The sequence below is a fragment of the Rhodococcus sp. 14-2496-1d genome (assembly GCF_002259365.1).
In the GTDB taxonomy this organism is placed as follows: Bacteria; Actinomycetota; Actinomycetes; order Mycobacteriales; family Mycobacteriaceae; genus Rhodococcoides.
Window position 1 is genome coordinate 264,920 of record NZ_NPFV01000012.1, and the last position, 15,049, is coordinate 279,968.

Sequence of the window (15,049 nt, forward strand, 5' to 3'; positions counted from 1 at the left end):
CGCGCACGTGCGCGGGACGCGCCTAGTGGGTGGGCCACCACTCGAGCAACGCGGCCTCGGCCTCCTCGCGAGAGAGCGGTCCCCGATCCAGGCGCAGTTCTTTCAGGTACTTCCAGGCCTTGCCCACATCGGGTCCGGCCGGGATGTTCAGCAGCTCCATGATCGCGTTGCCGTCGAGATCGGGCCGCACCCGAGCCAGGTCCTCCTGCTCGGCGATACGGGCGATGCGTTCTTCCAGGTCGTCGTAGGTGGCCTGGAGCGCCGCAGCTCGTCGCTTGTTTCTCGTCGTCGAATCCGCGCGAACCAGCTTGTGCAGCTTGGGAAGTAGCTCGCCGGCATCGGTGGCGTAGCGGCGGACGGCAGAGTCGGTCCACTGACCCTTGCCGTAGCCGTGGAACCGCAGATGCAGGAACACCAGATGCGAGACGTCCTCGATCATCTTCTTCGAATACTTCAACGCGCGCATACGCTTTCGCACCAGCTTGGCACCCACGACCTCGTGGTGGTGGAAGCTGACTCCGCCGCCCGGCTCGTTGCGTTTGGTGTCGGGCTTGCCGATGTCGTGCAGCAGTGCAGCCCAACGCAATACGAGATCCGGATCGCCGTCCTCCAGGTCGATCGCCTGCTTCAGCACGGTCAACGAGTGCGAGTACACGTCCTTGTGCTGGTGGTGCTCGTCGATCTCGAGCTTCATGTTGGGCACCTCGGGAAGGATGCGCTGCGCCAGACCCGTCTCGCACATCACGTCGATGCCGTCGATCGGGTGCGCACCGAGGATCAGCTTGTCCAGCTCCACCTGGATTCGCTCGGCGGTGATGCGATCGATCTGATCCGCCATGTTCTCGATGGCTCGGTGCACACGAGGCATCAGCGAGAAGCCCAGCTGGGAGACGAACCGCGCGGCCCGCAGCATCCGCAACGGATCGTCGCCGAACGAGACCTCCGGTGCCGACGGGGTATCGAGAACGCCCTCGAGCAGCGCATCCATCCCGCCGAGCGGATCGACGAATTCCTGGGCGCCGTCGGCTCCGAGACGCACAGCCATGGCGTTGACCGTGAAATCGCGGCGCACGAGATCCTCTTCGAGGCTGTTGCCGTACTGCACCTCGGGATTACGGGAGACCTGATCGTAGGAGTCGGTGCGATAGGTGGTGATCTCGATCGTCTGGCCGTCCTTGGCCGCACTGATCGTCCCGAACGCGATGCCGGTGTCCCACTGATGGTCCGCCCAGCCCGAGAGCAAGGCCTGAACGTCCTCGGGCCTGGCGTCGGTGGTGAAATCCAGATCGGTTCCGAGTCGTCCGAGAACTGCGTCGCGCACCGTGCCGCCCACGAGGTACAGCTCGTGCCCGGCTGCGGCGAACAAGGTACCGAGCGGAGTCAACACCGGAGCGAGTTCGCGCAACGTCACAGCAGCTCCCGCCAGCAACCTCTCCCGGCGGGCATCGGTGTGCTCGGCGGAAACGGAGGACAGGGACTGATCGGCCACGGTGGAAGAGCCTACTTGCGCCGAGACCAACGATTGTCCCGGCCTTCACCGCGCGGTGCGGCACGGTAGAAGAGTGCGCACAGGCAACTAGTATGGATTGGGTGTCTGCTGCCGAACGTGCGAACAGGAGCCGCCGCAACCCGCGGCGGCGTCAGGCACGCGCCGACACCGAAGCACCCAAGCTGAGGACCGTCCGCGAAACCTCGGCAGGAGGCCTGGTGGTCGACGGCCTCGACGGGCCGCCCGCCAAACGCTGCGCCGCCCTGATCGGCCGCACCGACCGTCGCGGACGCCTCCTCTGGTCCCTGCCCAAGGGACACATCGAGCAGGGCGAAACGGCCGAACAGACCGCCATGCGCGAGGTCGCCGAGGAAACCGGCATCCGCGGTACCGTCCTGGCCTCGCTGGGCAGCATCGACTACTGGTTCGTCACCGAGGGCCGACGCGTCCACAAGACCGTCCACCACTACCTGCTCCGATTCCTGGGCGGCGAACTCTCGGACGAGGACCTCGAAGTGACCGAGGTCGCGTGGGTTCCGCTGACCGAACTACCGTCCAGGCTCGCCTACGCCGACGAACGCAAACTCGCCGCCATCGCCACCCGCCTGATCGACGACATGAGCAGCGGCAACTCGGGCGCACCCATCCCCGGCGGGAAGTGATCGTGCGGGCCCGGAAGGTCGCTGCCGCCGCATTGACCACGTTCGTTCTCGCGGTGGCACCGTCGGTCGGCACCGCGGCACTGATCCCGGCACAACTTCCCGACGCCGGAGCCCAACCCGACTCGTCCGTCGGCGATACGAGCGGTACCACCAGCGCCGTTCCGGACACCCCGATGACGCAGGACGGCAACCCCTTCCTGACGCTGAGTATCGAAACCGTCGCCCCCTCCACCGTCACCACCAGCAGCGATCCGTTCGTGACGGTGCGCGCCACCGTGAAGAACACCGGGGACCGCCGCGTCGACGACGTCAGTGTCCGGATGCAGGCCGCGGATGCCGTCGACACCACGGCCGGACTGCGGACCTCGCTGACCCTCGACCAGGACCGCTTCGAGCGTGTCGGCGATTTCGTCACCGTGGCCGAGTCCCTGGAGAAGGACGAGAGCCGCCAGTTCGACATGTCGATGCAGCTGCGCAGCACCACCGAACCCTCCCTGGGAATCGAGGCCCCTGGCGTCTATCCGCTTCTGCTCAACGTCAACGGCACTCCCGAATACGGCGGAACCGCACGACTCGACGACGCCCGCTTTCTGCTCCCGGTCGTCGGACTGCCCCGCAACCCCGGTGAGATGGACCCCACCGCTCCCGACGCGATGCCACTGCCTCCCAACACCCGCAACCCCGTCGCCATGACGGTCCTGTGGCCGCTGGCCGACATTCCACGTCTCGCTGCCGGGATGCCCGGTTCGGTCGACGAGCGCGTTCGGCTGATCGACGACGAACTCGCCGGCGAGCTGGCCACCGGCGGCCGACTCGACACCCTCCTCAAGGCGGTCGAGTTCGCGACACAACCCGGCCTCGATCCCGACGGCCGACTGGCGTCGAGCCTGTGTATCGGCCTCGACCCCGACCTGCTCGTCACCGTCTCGAACATGACCCGCGGTTACCTCGTCGTCGACAACCCGGCCGATCCTGTCGGCACGACCCGCGAGGGCACCGGAAGCGCAGCCGCAGCTCAGTGGCTGTCCCGACTGGAAACGATCGCATCGAGCACCTGCGTGACGGCAATGCCGTTCGCCCAGACCGATCTGGGGGCGGTGGCCGACATCGGCGATCCCACGCTGCTCAGCAGTGCCGTCAGCGCCCCGGCCGACATCGTCGACGGCATCCTCGGCATCACCTCGACACGCGGCTTCACCTGGAGCACCACCGGTGGGGTCGACGCGAACACCGCCGACGCCCTGCGTGCGGCGGGCACCGGAACCGTCCTGGTCGCCGACAACAGCATCAGCCCGCCGACTTCGGCACCGACCTCCCTGCTGGCGACGACCGACAGTGCATCGACCGGAACCGAGCCGACCCAACCGCTGGCCGCCACCCACTACGACGCCGCCACCGCAGCGGCATTGGCCGGGGTCGGAGCCTCGCCGTCCACGCCTGCCCTCACTCCCTCCGAGCAACGCTTCGATCTCGCCACGGACTCGCGCACCGCACGCCTGCAGGACGCGCTCGGAGCCGTCAACTTCCACGCCCTCGTCGGTGCCGATCGGCCCGGACGCACCGTCACCGTCGCGCCCCCGCAGTACTGGACCGCGGGCGGAGACGAACCGTCGGCGATTCTGTCGACGGTGTCCTCGCTGCTGCGGTCCGGACTGGCGACGCCGCGGCCTCTGGCCGAGTTGCTCACCGAGCCCACGACCGGAACTCCGGTGACCGGCATCGACGCGGCCACCGAACTCGATGCCGGCACCATCGACCTGGTGCGATCGCAGAGCGCCCGAGTCGACACCCTGATGCAATCGCTCGTCGAGGATCCGCAGTCGGCGCTGACTCCACGCCTGTACACCGCTCCGCTGCGCGAGGACATGCTCCGCGCGCTGTCGACGGCAGGTCGCGCGAGCGCCGCCAGCGAACGAACCGGCACCATGGCGCGCGACCGACTCGCGGCAATCCGCATCGGACTGGACACCATCTACGGATCGGTGACCGTGCTGGCCCCCGGCGGCGTCTACACCCTCGCCTCGGAACAGAGCCCGCTGCTGCTCGTCGCCCGCAACGACCTCCCCGTCCCGGTCAACGTGCTGCTCCAGGTCGACGCACCACCGGAGATGACGATCAGTGACGTCGGCGTCACCCAACTTCCGGCCCGGGGATCACGGACCATCACCGTCCCGGCCGAGGTCGACGACACGCGCAACCTGTCCGTCGACTTCTCCGTCACCACACTCGACGGCTCCCGGCTCGGCGAAGTGTCTACGGTGTCCGTGCGATCGAACGCATACGGCCAGGCACTGGCGATAATTACCGCCTGCGCCGGAGCTCTCCTACTGTTACTTGCAGGTCGACGCCTCTGGCATCGATTCAGAGGTCAACCAGACCCGGCCGACGAAGGGTACGAGAGACCATGACTGGCAACGTCCCGTACGACGGCGACCTGCCGCGGTCACGCCTGCCCGCGTCGCAGGTGTTCCGACGAACGACGCCACCGCGGTCCGCGCCCTGGGAACGGCAAGCGCGGCCGGAGCTGCGCTCGTACCCGGCACCGCCGCCGCTCGACGGGCAGCCCGCCGCCGACGACACCGTCACCCAACTCATCCCGCGCTTCCGCGAGGAGGATTACCCGCAGGCACCCTCCGGAACGGTCCCGCCGACAGATCTTCCGCCGAAGGGGTCCGACTCGGCACCGCAACCCGAGCCGAAACCGCAGAAGTCACTGCTGGCTGCGTCGGGTTCGATCGCGGTGGCGACCCTGGTCAGCCGCATCACCGGATTCGCCAAGCAGGTCGCCATGACGGCCACCCTCGGCCCAGCGCTGGCCAGTGCGTTCACCGTCTCGACGATCCTGCCGAACATGATCTCCGAGCTGGTCCTCGGTGCGGTGCTCGGAGCGATCGTCGTTCCGGTGTTGGTCCGCGCCGAGCAGGAGGACGCCGACGGCGGGCGAGCATTCGTTCGACGGCTGTTCACCATCGCGGTGGCGCTGCTCGGAACCGTGGCGCTGGCCGCAACGATCGCGGCCCCGCTGCTGGCGCGGCTGATGCTCGACGGCGATCCGAAGGTCAACGAAGACCTGACCATCGCGTTCACCTACCTGGTGTTGCCCGCGCTGATGTTCTACGGATTGTCCGGCCTGCTCACGGCGGTGCTCAACACCCGGCAGAACTTCAAGCCCGGGGCCTGGGCACCGGTGTACAACAACCTGATCGTGCTCGGCGTCTTCGCGCTGTACTTCTTCATGCCGGGCGAGATCAGCGTGAACCCGGTCGAGATGGGCAACCCCAAACTCCTCGTTCTCGGCCTCGGAGTCACTGCCGGTGTCATCACCCAGGTCGTCGCGCTGATCCCGGCACTGCGCCGTGAACGCATCGACCTGCGCCCGCTCTGGGGATTCGACGAGCGCCTGAAGAAGTTCGGCGCGATGGCCGCCGCGATCGTGCTCTACGTCGTCATCAGCCAGATCGGGCTGATCGTGGCCACCAGGATCGCGTCGGGCACCGACGACGCGAGCAACGTGATCTACTCGCAGGCCTGGATCGTCCTGCAGCTGCCTTACGGCATCCTCGGCGTGACGGTTCTGACGGCCATCATGCCCAGACTCAGCCGCAACGCCGCCAACGGTGACACCCCGTCCGTCGTCGACGACCTCTCGGTCGCCACCCGCCTGACGATGGTCGCGCTGGTGCCCATCGTGGTGTTCCTGACCTTCGCGGGCCCGTGGGTGGGCGAGGCGCTGTACGGCTTCGGCCGGTTCGCCGATGTCGCACCCCGACTCGGCGAGGCCGTGAGCTGGTCGGCGTTCTCCCTCATCCCGTACGCCCTCGTCCTGATCCATCTCCGCGTGTTCTACGCCCGCGAGAAGGCCTGGACGCCGACGTGGATCATCCTCGGCATCACCGCCGTCAAGATCGGACTGTCTCTGCTCGCCCCGATCGTCGCGTCCGACCCGGATCAGGTGGTGCTGCTCCTCGGCGCAGCGACCGGCCTCGGGTACACGGTCGGCGCGATCATCGGCGGATACCTGCTACACAAGAGCCTGGGCCGCCTGCGGATGGCCAACGTCGGCAAGACGGTCTGGCTGGTCCTCATCGCCTCACTGGCCGGCGGTGCGGCCATGCTCGCGATCGACCGGATCCTGGGTCTCGACGCCATGACGAACGGCTGGATCGGCAACTTCGTCCGCGTCGCGATCGACGCCGTCATCATGCTCGGCATCACCTTCTCGATACTCTGGTTCGGCAAGATTCCCGAAGTCCTGGCAGTCACCGTGGCCCTGAGCCGCGTCGTTCGGAAATTCCGCGGCACAACCGCTCGGACGGACACCGATCCGGCCGCCGCAGAAACCGGCGTGATTCCGGTTATTCGAACCGAGCCCACATGGGACACTGCGCGGGATCGGCTCCCGTACCCTGGTCATCGGCACCCGGGGGCAGAAGCCAACGCAGGTCGACCTTTTGCAGGACAACACGGGGCATATTCGCCTGAAGGAGTGACAGTGACCGACGACGAAGTTGCTGGGGGGCCGGCACAATCTCCAGCAAGCGAAGCCGACCGAACGAGCGGCGGCGGCGTCGAGGTCGACACCCAGGACCGCACCGAACCCGTGAAGGCCGACGCTGCCTCGCCATCGAAGAGTGCGAAGCCCGCCGAGACACCGAAGCCGGCCGAGACACCGGCCGAGCCGAAGGCTGCACCCGAAGCGAATAAGTCGGCCGCAGCTCCCGAGCCGGACGCCGAGAAGGCAGCCGACAAGACGGTCTCCATCTCCAAGGCCGCTCTCGCGGCGCGTCCGACCGACAAGACCATCTCCATCTCGAAGGCCGATCTCCCGGTCGAAGCCGACAGCGACACGAAGGCCACACGGGAGTCGAAGCCTGCGGCCGACGCTGATTCCACGGCGGATGCGGATTCCGAGAAGACCGAAGCGGCACCGGCCACACCCGACGCCTCCGACTCGGACAGCACCGACGAGGGTGCCACTGCAGCAGCCCCGGCGGGCGCTCCCGAGCGCACGCTTCGCGGCCCGACGCTCATTCCCGGTGCCTCCGTTGCCGGTGGCCGCTACCGACTGCTGGCACCGCACGGCGGAGCACGTGGACTCAAGTTCTGGCAGGCACACGACGTCAAGCTCGATCGCGAGGTTGCCTTGACGTTCGTCGACGCCGATCAGCAATCGACCGCCTCGACCGACGACCGCACGCAGGGACCGCAGGCGATTCTCTCGCGCACGCTGCGTCTGGGACGGATCAATTCGCCCGGCCTCGCCCGCGTGCTCGACGTGGTGCGAGGGAGCTCCGGCGGCATCGTCGTTGCGGAGTGGACTCCCGGCCGCTCACTGCGTGAGATGGCCGACACCGTGCCCTCACCGACCGGCGCTGCGCGTGCGATCAAGGTCCTCGCCGCAGCGGCCGAGGCAGCGCACCGCAGCGGAGGTGCCCTGTCGATCGACCACCCCGATCGGGTGCGTATCAGCTCGAGCGGCAACGCCGTCCTCGCATTCCCCGCGACACTGGCCGACGCCGACCCGAGTTCGGACGTCCGCGGACTCGGCGCGATGCTCTACGCCCTGATCACCGCCAAGTGGCCGCTGTCCGACACCACCGGCGATGCCGTCGTGTCCGGTGATGCATCTCCGGCACGCAGCGTCGGTGGCATGCGTCCGGCCGACCGTGACGACAAGGGTGCCCCGCTCGAGCCGAGGCAGGTTCGTCCGGACGTTCCGTTCGAGATCTCCGCCGTCGCCGTGCGGGCATTGGAACAGAACAGCGGCATCAGGACCGCTGCCACCGTGCAGCACGTTCTCGATCAAGCAGCAGTGGTCAACGACAAGACGGATCTGATGCCGGCGCTGCGATTGGGCCAACGAGCGCCAGGTGCCAGTGGGCATTCGCTCGCCGATCCCGAGGAGATCGCTGCCGAGAAGGCCAAGTCGATGCGCACCAACATCGCCATCGCGGTGCTCGGTGCCCTGACGGTGGTGGTTCTCGCATTCGCCGGCTTCTGGCTGTTCACCTCGATTGCCGGCAACGACACCGACACTCCGCTCGACACCCAGGACTTCGGTCTCACCACTCCTGCCACGGCGCCACCGGCGGGCGATGCGGCCGCTGCGCCGCCGGCCGAGACCGGTGGACCCGTGGCGATGGAGGACGTCAGCGTGTTCTCACCTCAGGGTTCCGCCGACAACCCCAGCACCGCGTCCAACGCGATCGACAACGACCCCAGCACAGCGTGGACGACCGACTCGTACTTCCAGCAGTTCCCGGCCCTCAAGAACGGCGTCGGACTACTCGTGTCCATTCCGTCCTCGACGCTGCAGAACGCGTGGATCGAGTCGACATCTCCCGGAACTGTCGTCGAGATCCGGTCGGCCCCGAACGGCTCGCCCAGTCTCAGCGACACCACGCTCCTCGGTGAAGCCACACTGCAGAACGGCCGCACCGATATCGCCCTGAGCGACGCGGAGCCGACCGGGAACGTGCTCGTCTGGATCACCCGACTCGGCGAGCAGGGCGGCCGCATCGCCACCTCGATCTCCGGGATCGGTTTCGACTCCTAGATCGGGCTTTCGGTAGCCGATACCGACTTGTTTCGTACTTCGCGGTCTCGATGGCTTAGGCTCCCCCCAATGCGTTAACACGGGGGGAGCCGTTTTCGTATGACCGAACGTTTCGATTCGGCGCCAGGGGAGCGCACGGATGCGGAGCTTCTTGCTGCCCATGCGGCCGGGGAGCCGAATGCCTTCGCCACGCTGATCTACCGACATCACGAACATCTGTGGCTGACGGCTCGACGCACCAGCTACACGCCCGAGGACGCCTCCGATGCTCTGCAGGAGGCACTGCTCTCCGCTCACCGCACGGCCGGGTCGTTTCGCGCCGACGCCGCGGTGCGAAGTTGGTTACACAAGATCGTCGTCAATGCCTGCCTGGACCGCATCCGAAGAAACAAGGCTCGGCCGTCGGTTCCGTTGAGCGAGAACGAAAGTCACGAGCCCGTTTCGCCCAGGGACCGGATCTCCGAGACGGAGACGAGCATTCTCGTTCGACAGGCTCTGATGACGTTGCCACCCGACCAACGCGCAGCCGTCGTCATCGTGGACATGGAGGGCTATTCGGTGGCCGACGCTGCCGTGTTGCTCGGTGTTCCCACCGGTACCGTCAAGAGTCGATGCGCCCGCGGCCGGCTCAAGCTCTCGACACAGCTCGCGTATCTGAAAGATGCAGGGAACCGAATCTGACCCTCTCGCGTCTATACCGTGTGAGAGGGAAAGCAGATTCGGCGGAGGGAGGCAGGAACGTGTCGTCGAGCACCGACGCTCCACAAGCCCCGTTCTCGCCGGAACTGCTCGCCGATCTGCATGCGGATGCACTTCCCGAGGACGTCAGCAGACGACTGTGGCCACTGGTTCGTCTCGACGAGGATTCGATGCGGATCCTCGCCGGTCTCGACGCCGTCTCGGCTCGACTCCACGAGATGGGCGAGGACCCCACCGGAACGTTGTCGATCCCGCCCGACGTCGCCCGGCAGATCGACCGCACTGTCCAGACGGTCGAGCGATCGGCATCCGCGCCGGAGGTCGTCGTTCCGCTCCGTCCCCGAGGACGACGTGTCGTCCTCGGAACTGCCGCTGCCGCAGCACTTCTGGTGGCCGGGTCGGTTGCCGTCGTGGCACTGTTGTACACCCCGAACGAACCCGAATCGATCGCCGCCGACCCGTCGCAGGCTCCGGATTCGTCTCTGGTGCTCGATTCCGCCGACCTCGATTCCGGTTTCGCCTTCAGCATCATCGGCAAGCGCGATCCCGGAGCACTCGCCGATCCGGCCGATCTTGCTGCCTGCCTTCGGTCCAACGATGTGGATCCGGCCACCACCGTTCTCGGTTCGAGTCGAGTGCGCGTCGACGGCCGAGACGGAACCCTGCTCGTCCTCGCCGGAGCACAGCCCTCACAGTTCATCGCCCTCGCGGTGGGCAACGACTGCGGCACCGCCAACCCCGACGTGCTCACGCGTCGCGATATCGGCTGACGGATCTCTCACCGGGGAACAACTGCCTCTAGGGTGGTGTTGACCAGATGTACGTCGAGAGCCGTGTGCGCTGAGCACTCGCTTGTCGACGACACGTACACGCCGCACAAGATCGGAAGGTCTGCATTGAGTACCCCCAAGGTTCACGATCTCATCATCGTCGGCTCGGGACCGGCCGGTTACACCGCCGGCGTCTACGCCGCACGCGCGGAACTGGAACCGATCCTGTTCGAGGGAACGCAGTTCGGTGGTGCGCTGATGACCACGACCGAGGTCGAGAATTTCCCCGGGTTCCGCGAGGGCATCATGGGCCCCGATCTGATGGAACAGATGCGCGAGCAAGCGCAGCGATTCGGTGCCGACATCCGAACCGAGGATGTCGAGGAGCTCGACCTGACCGGCCCGATCAAGACCGTCTCTGCCGGCGGCGAGACCTACCGGGCTCGCGCGATCATCCTCGCGATGGGCGCAGCAGCCCGCTACCTGTCCATCCCGGGCGAGGAGAAGCTGCTCGGACGCGGTGTGAGCGCCTGCGCCACCTGTGACGGCTTCTTCTTCCGCGATCAGGACATCGCCGTCATCGGTGGTGGCGACTCGGCCATGGAGGAAGCGACCTTCCTCACCCGCTTCGCACGCAGTGTCACCATCGTGCACCGCCGCAGCGAGTTCCGGGCGTCGCGCATCATGCTCGAGCGCGCCAAGAACAACGACAAGATCCGCTTCCTCACCGACACCAAGGTGCTCGAGGTCCTCGGCGACACGAGCGTGACCGGACTGTCGCTCGAACACGCCGACACCGGCGAGAAGACCACCCTGGACGTGACCGGAATGTTCGTGGCGATCGGTCACGATCCCCGCAACGAATTGGTCAAGGGCCAGGTCGAGCTCGACGACGCCGGCTACGTCAAGGTCGCGTCGCCCACTTCGGCCACGTCCGTCGAAGGCGTGTTCGCTGCCGGAGACCTCGTCGATCACGTGTACCAGCAGGCCATCACCGCTGCGGGTACGGGCTGCACCGCGTCGATCGACGCCGAGCGTTGGTTGGCCGAGCAGGGCGATATCACCACCAACACACTCGAACACGCCGACCAACCGGTCGACGCCGTCAACGCCTGACAGGCACTGAGCTTCCAATATCGAGGAGATAGATATGTCCGACGACAAGAGCACTGTCACCATCACCGACGCATCGTTCGTCGACGATGTTCTGACCAGTGAGAAGCCCGTCCTGGTCGACTTCTGGGCCACCTGGTGCGGCCCGTGCAAGATGGTCGCCCCGGTTCTCGAGGAGATCGCGGCCGAGCACAAGGACAAGCTCACCATCGCCAAGCTCGACATCGACGCCAACCCACAGGCCGCCCGCGACTTCAAGGTCATGTCGATTCCGACGCTGATCCTCTTCCAGGGCGGTAAGCCGGTCAAGCAAATTGTCGGCGCAAAGGGCAAGGCCGCGCTGCTCAAGGACCTCGAAGGCGTTATCTGACTCACCCGCACACCGTGTGGATTGCAGCGGAAGCCAGTCTTTCTGCGACAATCATCTGATGTGCCGATGCTTCGGCATCGGCACATCGGCCGCGAGGTGCGAGTGCCGTCGGAACGATCGAGAGGCTTTGTCGAGGATGCAGGAACTCAGTCACGGCGATTCCGGACCCGCCGTCGCCGAGGTCCGCGGCACCCTGTCGGCACTCGGCTTTCTCCACGAAGCAGTCGTTCCCCCAGGTCCGATGGCCGACGGCCACTGGACCGCTCCCGGATCCGTGTTCGACGGTGCCCTCGGAGGTGCCGTGCGCGCCTTCCAACAACACCGCGGCCTGCTGGTCGACGGCGTGGTGGGCCCGGCCACGTATCGCGCGTTGAAAGAGGCGTCGTATCGCCTCGGCGCTCGAACCCTCATCTATCAGCTGTCAGCTCCGCTGTACGGCGACGACGTCGCCTCGTTGCAAACCAGACTTCAGGATCTCGGCTTCTACAGCGAACGCGTCGACGGCTTCTTCGGTCCGCGCACACACGAGGGTCTGTCCTCGTTCCAGCGCGAGATCGGGCTGTCCCCCGACGGCATCTGTGGGCCTGCGACTCTGCGCTCTCTGGACCTTCTCGGAACTCGTGTCACCGGTGGATCCCCTCACGCCATGAGCGAGGAAGAACTCGTTCGTAAGTCCGGCCCGCAGTTGACCGGCAAGCGCATCGTCATCGACCCCGATCTCGGCGGAGCAGACACCGGACACATCGTCGACGGAGCGTTCGGCCGAGTCTCCGAATCGGAGATTCTGTGGGATCTGGCCAGTCGGCTCGAGGGCCGCATGGCCGCGACCGGCATGGAGACGTTCCTCTCCCGTGCGCGCGGAACCAATCCTTCGGTTGCCGACCGCGCCGAGACCGCAAATGCCTGGGGTGCCGATCTGATGATCTCGTTGCGCTGCGCATCGAGCACCAGCCCCATGGCCAACGGTGTCGCAAGCTTCCACTTCGGTAACTCGCACGGATCCACCTCGATGATCGGCCAGGTACTGACCAGCTACGTGCAGCGTGAAATCGTCGCTCGCACACCGCTTCTGGACTGCCGTAGCCACGGCCGCACGTGGGATCTGTTGCGTCTGACCAACATGCCGACCATCCAGATCGACCTCGGCTACCTCACCAACGAATCCGATGTCGAAGTGCTCAGCGACCCGAAGTTTCGCGACATCATCGCCGAAGCAATTCTGATCGCCGTCAAACGTCTGTATCTACTCGGGCAGGACGATCAGCCGACCGGAACGTTCACCTTCGCGGAGTTGCTCGCCGAAGAACTCGCAGCCTCCGATCGCCCCTGACCGACCGCGTACCAACGTGTCGATCGGTCAGTACTCAGCGCGCCCCGACGGTCGACTTCTGCTCGATGTCGACGACGGAGATACTCGCCGCGATCAGTAGCTGCTCGAGTGCGGATTCGACGTCCTGCTTCCACCCGTGATCACGATCGAGCTCGAGCCGTAGTCTCGGGAATCTGTGGTGGGGAGCGATGACCTCGAACCCGACCTTCTCGAGGAAATCCGCTTCGATCATGCACGTCGATGCCGAACACGTCAGTTGTGCGGTGGCGTTGGGAACCACCGGCGCAGCATCGTCGGCGTTGCGTCGAATGCCGAACGCTTCCAGAGCGCGGACGCCACGATTGACCAGATCACCCACGACTGCCTGGATCAGGGTCGCCGAATGCAGATCCGCATCGTCGGGCGAATCGATGCGGAGTTGGGTCAGTAGGACCGCATCGTGGCTGACGGGCGAAGTCGGGAACGTCGCCGCCCGTGGAACTGCTCGGGGTGGGCAGTAGAGCGCGCAGCCGATCGTCCTGCCATCGATGGACAGCAACTGCCCACACGATCCCCACTCGAGCATGATGGTCGACAGCCATACTTCGTTCTCGAATTCGAGATCGACCGACGAACTCTCCGACGCGGGATCGAGTACCCAGAAGCTGCACCGCCGCGAATGCGTCGGCAAGTGCTCGAACGAACCGAGCGTCACTCCGGTCACCATCGCCGACACCGCTTACCTCAGCCTTCGTGCACTCGTTCAACGCGAGAATTCTCCGTCGGAGTCGATCCGCTCCTCGACAAGGATGTCACATGGGTTGTTCCGCAGGCGTCACCCCCGCCATTCCATCGTCGAACCCGTCGAGCGGAGCGAATCATTCAAATGCGTTGTATGACAATATCTTTCGACCATTTTGCGAACATTCGTGACCGCCTCCGATCGAGCTACGTCACAGTGACGTTTCGCCCGCGTATGACTGGTCCTGAAAATTCGCCACTACTTTTTCTTCTGTGCTTCCATCATCTCGACGATCCTCTGAAGGTCGTCTACCGAACCGAATTCGACCACGATCTTGCCTTTCCGCTTGCCGAGGCTGACCGTCACCCGAGTATCGAACGAATCCGAGAGCCGATCGGCGACGTCCTGGAGGCCCGGCATCTGAATCGGCTTGCGTCGAGGTGCCGGATCCGGGCTCTTTCCGTCCTCCCGATTGGCGAGAGTGACGGCCTCTTCCGTCGCGCGTACGGAGAGACCCTCGGCGACGATTCGCGCAGCCAACGACTCCTGCGCATCGGAACCCGCGTCCAAGGACAACAAGGCGCGGGCGTGTCCGGCCGAGAGAACTCCGGCCGCCACTCGTCGTTGTACGGGAATCGGCAGCTTCAACAGACGAATCATGTTGGTGACGACCGGACGTGATCGACCGATTTTCGCAGCCAGTTCCTCGTGCGTGACGTCGAATTCCTCGAGCAACTGTTGGTACGCGGCCGCTTCTTCGAGCGGATTGAGCTGTACCCGGTGGATGTTCTCGAGCAATGCATCCCGCAACATCGCATCGTCGGCGGTCTCCCGAACGATCGCGGGGATCGACTCGAGGCCGGCTTCCTGGCTTGCACGCCACCGACGCTCGCCCATGACGAGCTGATATTTTGCGTCACCGGCACCAGCGGAACCCGATACGAGGCGGACCACGATGGGCTGCATGAGTCCGAATTCACGGATCGAGTGAACCAGTTCGGCCAACGATTCGTCGTCGAAGACGTGCCTCGGTTGCTTCGGGTTGGCTTCGATTCGGTCCGGTGCGATCTCGCGATAGACGGCACCGACGGGGGAGAGGTCGTCTCCGCTCAGCACCGGTGGTGTCGGAGTGGGCGCCGTGGCTGTCGCGGTGAGATCGTCGGCGGGTGCGGTTCGCTTCGGCTTGGTGGACGTATCGGGACGGTCCTTGGCGTTGCGATCCGCGCCGATGATCACGTCTGCCGCGGCGTTACCGAGGCGTGGTCCGGCGTCAGGTCCGGTGGGGATCAGTGAGGCCAGGCCGCGACCCAGACCACCCTTACGTGTCGAACTCATCTGG

11 protein-coding genes are annotated in these 15,049 nt (G+C 65.8%); 8 read left to right on the forward strand and 3 right to left on the reverse strand.

What is annotated here, in order from left to right; translation table 11 throughout:
- Positions 1 to 22: 22 nt before the first annotated feature.
- A complete protein-coding gene (locus tag CH296_RS09575) occupies positions 23 to 1,489 on the reverse strand; it encodes a CCA tRNA nucleotidyltransferase (RefSeq protein WP_094684579.1) in 1,467 nt (488 codons plus the stop codon).
- Between the two features lie 101 nt (positions 1,490 to 1,590).
- On the opposite strand from CH296_RS09575, the gene CH296_RS09580 reads away from it, so the two are divergent.
- From CH296_RS09580 to CH296_RS09615, 8 genes are all read left to right on the forward strand, one after another.
- On the forward strand, positions 1,591 to 2,151 hold the full coding sequence (locus tag CH296_RS09580; RefSeq protein ID WP_032396972.1) for an NUDIX hydrolase: 561 nt from the start codon (positions 1,591 to 1,593) through the stop codon (positions 2,149 to 2,151).
- Positions 2,152 to 2,153: 2 nt separating this feature from the next.
- Entirely contained in the window at positions 2,154 to 4,559 is a 2,406-nt protein-coding gene (locus CH296_RS09585) for a glycoprotein (protein WP_094684602.1), read from the forward strand.
- A complete protein-coding gene (locus CH296_RS09590) occupies positions 4,556 to 8,707 on the forward strand; it encodes a lipid II flippase MurJ (protein ID WP_179277681.1) in 4,152 nt (1,383 codons plus the stop codon). The genes CH296_RS09585 and CH296_RS09590 overlap by 4 nt, the downstream gene beginning before the upstream one ends.
- A 99-nt stretch (positions 8,708 to 8,806) precedes the next feature.
- Positions 8,807 to 9,388, forward strand: coding sequence for an RNA polymerase sigma factor SigM (gene sigM, locus CH296_RS09595; protein ID WP_032396975.1), 582 nt, complete (start codon positions 8,807 to 8,809; stop codon positions 9,386 to 9,388).
- 59 nt (positions 9,389 to 9,447) lie between these two features.
- Positions 9,448 to 10,176, forward strand: coding sequence for a hypothetical protein (locus CH296_RS09600; protein ID WP_094684580.1), 729 nt, complete (start codon positions 9,448 to 9,450; stop codon positions 10,174 to 10,176).
- Between the two features lie 126 nt (positions 10,177 to 10,302).
- On the forward strand, positions 10,303 to 11,292 hold the full coding sequence (trxB, locus tag CH296_RS09605; RefSeq protein ID WP_032397344.1) for a thioredoxin-disulfide reductase: 990 nt from the start codon (positions 10,303 to 10,305) through the stop codon (positions 11,290 to 11,292).
- Positions 11,293 to 11,326: 34 nt separating this feature from the next.
- Positions 11,327 to 11,659: a thioredoxin gene (gene trxA, locus CH296_RS09610; RefSeq protein ID WP_008711582.1), complete on the forward strand. Its 333-nt coding sequence runs from the start codon at positions 11,327 to 11,329 to the stop codon at positions 11,657 to 11,659.
- A gap of 136 nt (positions 11,660 to 11,795) precedes the next feature.
- Positions 11,796 to 12,989 carry an N-acetylmuramoyl-L-alanine amidase gene (locus CH296_RS09615; protein WP_032396977.1) on the forward strand — a complete coding sequence of 398 codons (1,194 nt, stop codon included), beginning with the start codon at positions 11,796 to 11,798 and terminating at the stop codon, positions 12,987 to 12,989.
- Between the two features lie 34 nt (positions 12,990 to 13,023).
- Here CH296_RS09615 and CH296_RS09620 read toward each other — a convergent pair whose 3' ends face one another.
- Complete coding sequence (locus CH296_RS09620; protein WP_032396978.1) at positions 13,024 to 13,704, reverse strand: hypothetical protein; 681 nt, start codon at positions 13,702 to 13,704, stop codon at positions 13,024 to 13,026.
- A 264-nt stretch (positions 13,705 to 13,968) separates the two neighbouring features.
- Positions 13,969 to 15,045 (reverse strand): ParB/RepB/Spo0J family partition protein, encoded by a 1,077-nt coding sequence (locus CH296_RS09625; RefSeq protein WP_094684581.1) that lies wholly within the window; start codon positions 15,043 to 15,045, stop codon positions 13,969 to 13,971.
- Positions 15,046 to 15,049 lie beyond the last annotated feature (4 nt).